Here is a 6,149-nt window from a genome sequence, read left to right as displayed (position 1 = left end):
ACTGTCTCTCGCGTGATTGCCCGCCACCCCGAGACCGTCCCCGCCCCCGCGGGCCGCTTCGCGCCGTCGCCCTCCGGGGACCTGCACCTGGGCAACCTGCGCACGGCCCTGGCCGCGTGGGGATTCGCGCGCGCCACCGGCCGCCGGTTCCTGCTGCGCGTGGAGGACCTGGACCGGGTGAAGCGGGGCGCCGCCGAGCGCAACGTCGAGGACCTGCGGGCCATCGGGCTGGACTGGGACGGGCCCGTGGACCTGCAGTCCGAGCGCATTCCCCTGTTCCTGGAGCGCGTGCGCACCCTCACGGACGCCGGGCTCACCTACGAGTGCTTCTGTACGCGCCGGGAGATCCACGCGGCGGCCTCCGCGCCCCACGGCATCCCGGGCGCCTACCCGGGCACGTGCCGGGACCTGACCGAGGAGCAGCGGGCACGACGCCGCACGGAACGTCCTCCCGCCGTGCGGCTGCGCGCGGGGGTGCGTGAGTTCACGGTGCACGACCACTTCGCGGGCGAGTTCACGGGTGCCGTGGACGACATGGTGCTCGTGCGCAACGACGGCACCCCCGCGTACAACCTGGCCGTGGTGGTGGACGACGCAGAGCAGGGCGTGGACCAGGTGGTGCGCGGGGACGACCTGCTGCCCTCCGCTCCCCGGCAGGCCTACCTGGCGGCGCTCATGGGCTACGGCATCCCCGAGTACGCGCACGTTCCCCTGGTGCTGGGCCCCTCCGGGGACCGGCTGGCCAAACGGGACGGCGCCGTGACCCTGCGGGAGCTGCAGGAGCTCGGGCACACGGCGCAGGACGTGGTGGGGTGGCTGGCCTCGTCCTTGGGTATGACCCACCCGGTCCGCACCGCCTCGGACGTGCTGGAGCACTGGGACCCCTCCAGTTGGACCAGGGAACCCACGGTGTTCGAGCCGTGGGATGCGGCTCAGGTCTGACCCGCAGATGAGCGGATTCCGCACGGGTTAAACGAAGAACCCCCAGGACCAATCTGCCCTGGGGGAAACTCCATGTAGTGAACGAGGGACCTTGTCCTCGTGTTGCTCCCAGTCTACCCCAGGACCCTTTTCTGTCACAGAATCAGGGAATGGCTAAACGGTCCTCCCTCCTGCAGATTGCGCACACGCTGCACTCGGCCAGAATGGCCACCTACCTGGGCTCCACCCACAACGACGTCGCCCGCGCACTTGACCTGTACCGGTGGAACCTCCAGCTGGGAGCGGCATTCCAGGAAGTTCTCGCCGTGACAGAAGTCACCCTCCGCAACGCGGTGGACCACGCGCTGCGCACATGGAACGCGGGGCAACCACGCCCCGATGGTGAAGGACTGCACTCCCCGCACTGGCTCCAGGACCCCGCCCGCCCGCTCGCCTCACTGACCCGCAGGACGCGGGACATTGCACGTCGACAGGCCGAAGATGCACGCTCCGCCCGGCCTCAGAACCACCCCCGGAAGTTCGCGCCCATCACGCACGACGACATACTCGCCCAGCTGACCTTCGGCGCGTTCGTGAAGCTGCTACCAACTCCGGATGAGGATGCCCCCACGTACCGCGCGCCACATCCTGTGGAGCGAGGCCATGAGAACTGCGTTCCCGCACAACGACAGTCACGACCCCCTGGGGATCGTTCTCGCTGACCGCGTGGGGCGCCTGCACGCACTGCGCAACCGAGTCTCCCACCTGGAACCGTTGCTGACCGTCAACGTGTCGGCACGTCACACGGATGTTCTTCGCGTCATAGCCGCTGTCAGCCCAGCCACCAGGGACTGGTGCGCCGGCATGAGCAGAGTCAAGGAGACCAACCAGCGTCGCCCCGCCTGAGGACCGGGCGGCGTACCCTTGTGCTCTGCCTCACTTCATGCAACCGGGAACCATTTCATCCCCCTATACAGTGGGCGCAGTCCAACGACCCCGTACCGGAAGGCACGCGTATGTCCGATCAGGCGTACCAATTCATGGCGATCCTGGCGTACTTCATCGTCATGATCTGCATCGGCCTGTGGGCCAACAGCAAGACCAAGAACCTCGACGACTACATGCTGGGCGGGCGCAACCTCAAGCCCGGTGTGGCGGCGCTGTCCGCGGGGGCGTCGGACATGTCCGGGTGGCTGCTCATGGGTCTGCCCGGTGCGGTGTACCTTTCCGGGCTGGTGGAGGCGTGGCTCGCGATCGGCCTGACCGCGGGTGCGTGGGTGAACTGGAAGATCGTGGCGCCGCGGCTGCGTGCGTACACCGAGGTCTCCCACAACTCCATCACCATCCCGTCCTTCCTGGACAACCGGCTCAAGGGCAACACCCGGGTGCTGCGCGTGATCTCCGGCGTGATCATCCTGGTGTTCTTCACGTTCTACGTGTCCTCCGGCATGGTGGCCGGCGGCGTGTTCTTCCAGTCCTCGTTCGGCACGAGCTACCAGGTGGGCATGCTCCTGGTGGCCGGCGTGACCGTGCTCTACACGTTCTTCGGCGGGTTCCTGGGGGCGTCCTACACGGACCTCTTCCAGGGCCTGCTCATGCTGATCGCGCTGCTGCTGGTGCCCATCGTGGGCGTCTTCCTGGTGGGTGGGCCCGGTGAGATGGTCAACCGCATCGAGGCCGTGAACCCGGATGCGCTCTCGCTCTTCGCGGGCGGCACCGCCGTGGGCATCATCTCGTCCCTCGCGTGGGGCCTGGGCTACTTCGGCCAGCCCCACATCATCGTGCGCTTCATGGCGCTACGCACCCCCGCGGACGCCAAGGCCGGGCGCCGGATCGGCATCGGCTGGATGCTCCTCACGGTGCTGGGTGCGATCGGCACCGCCCTGGTGGGGCTGGCGTACTACGGCAACCGCCCCGGCGAGGAGCCCACCGACCCCGAGGCCATCTTCCTGGACATGTCCCAGGTGCTGTTCCACCCCCTGGTGGCCGGGTTCGTGCTGGCCGCGGTGCTCGCCGCGATCATGTCCACGATCTCCTCGCAGCTGATCGTCTCCTCCTCCGCCCTGGTGGAGGACCTCTACAACCTGGCCGCCAAGCGCACCCCGTCCCCCAGGGCGCAGGTGTGGCTCGGCCGCGGCGGCGTGCTGCTCGTGGCCGTGGTGGCCGCCGCGCTGGCGTGGGAGCAGAACTCCACCATCCTGGACCTCGTGGGCTTCGCGTGGGCCGGCTTCGGTGCGGCCTTCGGCCCCGTGGTGCTCATGAGCCTGTTCTGGCGCAAGCTCACCAACGCGGGTGCCATCTCCGCCATGGTGGTGGGCGCCGCCACGGTGTTCCTGTGGCAGTACACCCCGTGGAGCGACCTCTACGAGATCATCCCCGGCTTCATCCTGGGTGGCCTGGTGGGCATCGTCGTCTCCCTGATCACCCACCGGGACAACCCGGAGATCGACCGCGAGTTCGACGAGACCCTGCGCCTGGTCAACCACCCCGAGGAGGCTGACCCCGCTGCCGCCGCCAAGGCCGCTGCCGGTGAGGCCCCCGCCGGGACCGTCTGAGCAGACCCGGCGCCCCGGCGCTGACACGTGAGAACGCCCTCGCACCGTACGGTGCGAGGGCGTTCTCACGTCCACGGCCGTGGCGGTTCCGCCACGAACCGGCTCAGAACCCCAGGTCGCGCAGGGACCCGCGCATGGTCTCCGCGGAAGCGCGCAGCTGCTCCTTCTCGGGCTCACCCATGGGGATCCGCAGGCGCTGGCCCACACCGGTGCCGCCCACCACGGACGGCACGGACAGGGCCACGCCGCTCACGCCGTAGTAGTCGTCCAGCACCGTGGACACGGACAGCACGGCCTGCTGGTCCTTGAGCACGGCCTCGGCGATCCGCACACCGGCCAGGCCGATCGCGTAGTTGGTGGCGCCCTTGCCCTCGATCACGCGGTACGCGGCGTTGACCACCTGGTCCTTGAGCTCCACCAGGCGCTCCGGGGTGAAGGGACGGCGCCCGTCCACCTCCCACTCGCTGACCGGCACCTGGCCGATGCTCGCGGAGGACCACACGGGGAACTCGCTGTCCCCGTGCTCACCGATGATGTAGGCGTGCACGCTGCTGGTGTTGACCTGCGCCTCGTTGCCGATCAGCCAGCGCAGGCGGGAGGTGTCCAGCACGGTGCCGGAGCTCATGATCCGCTGGTACGGCAGCCCGGTGATCTGCTGGGCCACCACGGTGAGCACGTCGCACGGGTTGGTGACCAGCACGAAGACGGCCTGCGGGGCCTGCTCCAGCAGCTGCGGCATGAGGGACTTCAGGATCGCGGTGTTGGCACCGGCCAGGTCCAGGCGGGTCTGCCCGGGCTTCTGCTTGGCGCCGGCGGTCACGAACACGATGTCCGCGTCCTTGAGCACGGCGACGTCGTCCGAGCCCTCCACCCGGACCCCCGGGGCGAACATCTGCCCGTGGGAGAGGTCCAGTGCCTCGGCCTGCACCTTGGCGGTCTGCAGGTCGTAGAGCGCGATGTCCGTGGACGTGCCGCGGATCATCGCGGCGTAGGCCAGCGAGGTGCCCACGGACCCCGCTCCCACGATTCCGATCTTGGTACGGCGGACGGTGGTTTCGTTGGACGGGCTCACGGTGTCACTGCTCCATTCGACGCGGACTGTCCGGCCACGCCCGGCCGCCTGGGCGGCACGGACACGGTCCGGTTGGCGGGAACACCTCCCGGTTCCGCGTTCCGCGCCCGGCCGAGGCCGGATACAGGTGGCACCGAAATGCGTTCCCACCACCATCTTCCGCCGTCTCCCCGTCCCGGGCAATGACGCAGCCCACTCCCCGGCGGCGTGTCTCCGCCGGGGCCCAACGACGGGCCGGGAGCCCTCCGCCGCGCCGGGTTCTGCACGCGCGCCCGGTGCCGGGCGCCGCGCGGAATCAGCAGTGGTAGGTGTCCGTGGGGGCCTCGAAGTGCATGTCGTAGCCCTCCGGCAGGCGCATGCCGAACGCCGTGGCCAGGCCCAGCACCTTGCGGGCGCGGGCCAGGCGGGGCAGGTCGGAGCCGTTGCGGATCTGGCCGCCGTCCTCCTCGAACTCCTGCAGGAACTCGGTGGCCCACGAGAGCTCGCTGAGGGACGGGGACAGACCCTCGTTGACCGTGGCGGTCTGCTCGGGCATGAGGCACAGCTTGCCGGTCATGCCGAACTCGTCCGTGATGCCCGTGGCCTCGGCGAGCTTGGCGCCCAGCGCACCCACCGCCGGGCCGTCGATGGGACCCGGGAGGTTCGCGGCGCGGGACGCGATGGTGAACTGCGAGCGCGTGTACGCGAGCGCCATGGGGTTCTCGCCGAAGCCGGTGTCACGGCGGTAGTCGCCGATGCCGAACGCCAGGCGGTACGTGGAGCGCGCGGTGGCGATGTCCTGCAGGTTCTGCACCCCGCGGGCGGTCTCCACGAGGGCCACGATCCGGGTGCCGCGCAGCATCTCGGCGGTGCGGGTCACGTGCTCGGGGGACTCGGTCATGGCAAGCATCACGCCGTCCAGGCCGGGGACGTCACGCAGGGCCTGGAGGTCCTCCTCCCACCACGCGGTGCCGAAGCCGTTGATGCGCACCCACGCGCGGTTGACCTGGCCGTCCTGGTTGCGGGAACCGAGCCACGCAATCACGTTCTCGCGGGCCTGGGCCTTGTCCGCGGGTGCCACGGAGTCCTCGACGTCCAGCACCACGGCGTCCGCGGCGCTCTGGGCGGCCTGGTCGAAGCGGGAGACGTGCGAGCCGTTGACGAGCAGCCACGAACGGGCGAGCTCGGGGCCCACGGCGGGGATCTCGGTGGGGTCGATGGTCATGGCGGTTTCCGCTGTGGTGGTGGTCATGAGAGTCACTTCGCGATCTGTGTCTGAGAACGGACACGCCCCCTCGCCCCTCGGGTCCCGCTGCGGGTGCAACCGGCGTGCGGCACCGAGCGGATGCTCCGTGGTCGCTCACCGGCCCGTCCGCGCGGTGGAACGGGTGAGGCGGGATGGCGCGGGTCAGCCGAGCACTCGAACCAGCCTGGATGATGAGGCGGCTGGTGCGGGTCGTCTGCCAGTCGTGCTGCCCGGGCCCCGCCCGTGAGGTGAACGGTCAGGCCCGCGACGCACGTGGTGGTGCGCCCCGGGGATCGGGCGAAACTTCACAGTAACCCAGGTCACATTCCATCTCAACCGGGGTGACCGCAACCCTCCCGGCTGCGTTTCGCCACCT

At 69.7% G+C, this 6,149-nt stretch carries 4 protein-coding genes; 2 read left to right on the top strand and 2 right to left on the bottom strand.

The genetic code is table 11. The annotated features are described in order from the left end of the window. The first annotated feature begins 12 nt into the window (after positions 1-12). Positions 13-942: a tRNA glutamyl-Q(34) synthetase GluQRS gene (gluQRS, locus tag QL985_RS07595; protein WP_290147701.1), complete on the top strand. Its 930-nt coding sequence runs from the start codon at positions 13-15 to the stop codon at positions 940-942. A 995-nt stretch (positions 943-1,937) separates the two neighbouring features. Next, a complete protein-coding gene (gene putP / locus QL985_RS07590; protein WP_059280794.1) occupies positions 1,938-3,476 on the top strand; it encodes a sodium/proline symporter PutP in 1,539 nt (512 codons plus the stop codon). A 103-nt stretch (positions 3,477-3,579) separates the two neighbouring features. Here the strand turns inward: putP and QL985_RS07585 are convergent, their stop codons facing one another. Beyond that, entirely contained in the window at positions 3,580-4,548 is a 969-nt protein-coding gene (locus QL985_RS07585) for an L-lactate dehydrogenase (RefSeq protein ID WP_019311134.1), read from the bottom strand. A gap of 295 nt (positions 4,549-4,843) precedes the next feature. Continuing rightward, positions 4,844-5,779 carry a CoA ester lyase gene (locus QL985_RS07580; protein WP_059280795.1) on the bottom strand — a complete coding sequence of 312 codons (936 nt, stop codon included), beginning with the start codon at positions 5,777-5,779 and terminating at the stop codon, positions 4,844-4,846. Positions 5,780-6,149: the final 370 nt, after the last annotated feature.

The organism is Kocuria sp. APC 4018 (genome assembly GCF_030407675.1).
GTDB classification, from domain to species: domain Bacteria; phylum Actinomycetota; class Actinomycetes; order Actinomycetales; family Micrococcaceae; genus Kocuria; species Kocuria rhizophila.
This window is presented reverse-complemented; position numbering and strand designations above follow the sequence as displayed.

Excerpts from the sequence above, each read along its gene's own strand:
- putP (WP_059280794.1), top strand. The coding sequence starts at position 1,938 with ATGTCCGATCAGGCGTACCAATTCATGGCGATCCTGGCGTACTTCATC.
- QL985_RS07580 (WP_059280795.1), bottom strand. The coding sequence starts at position 5,779 with ATGACCACCACCACAGCGGAAACCGCCATGACCATCGACCCCACCGAG.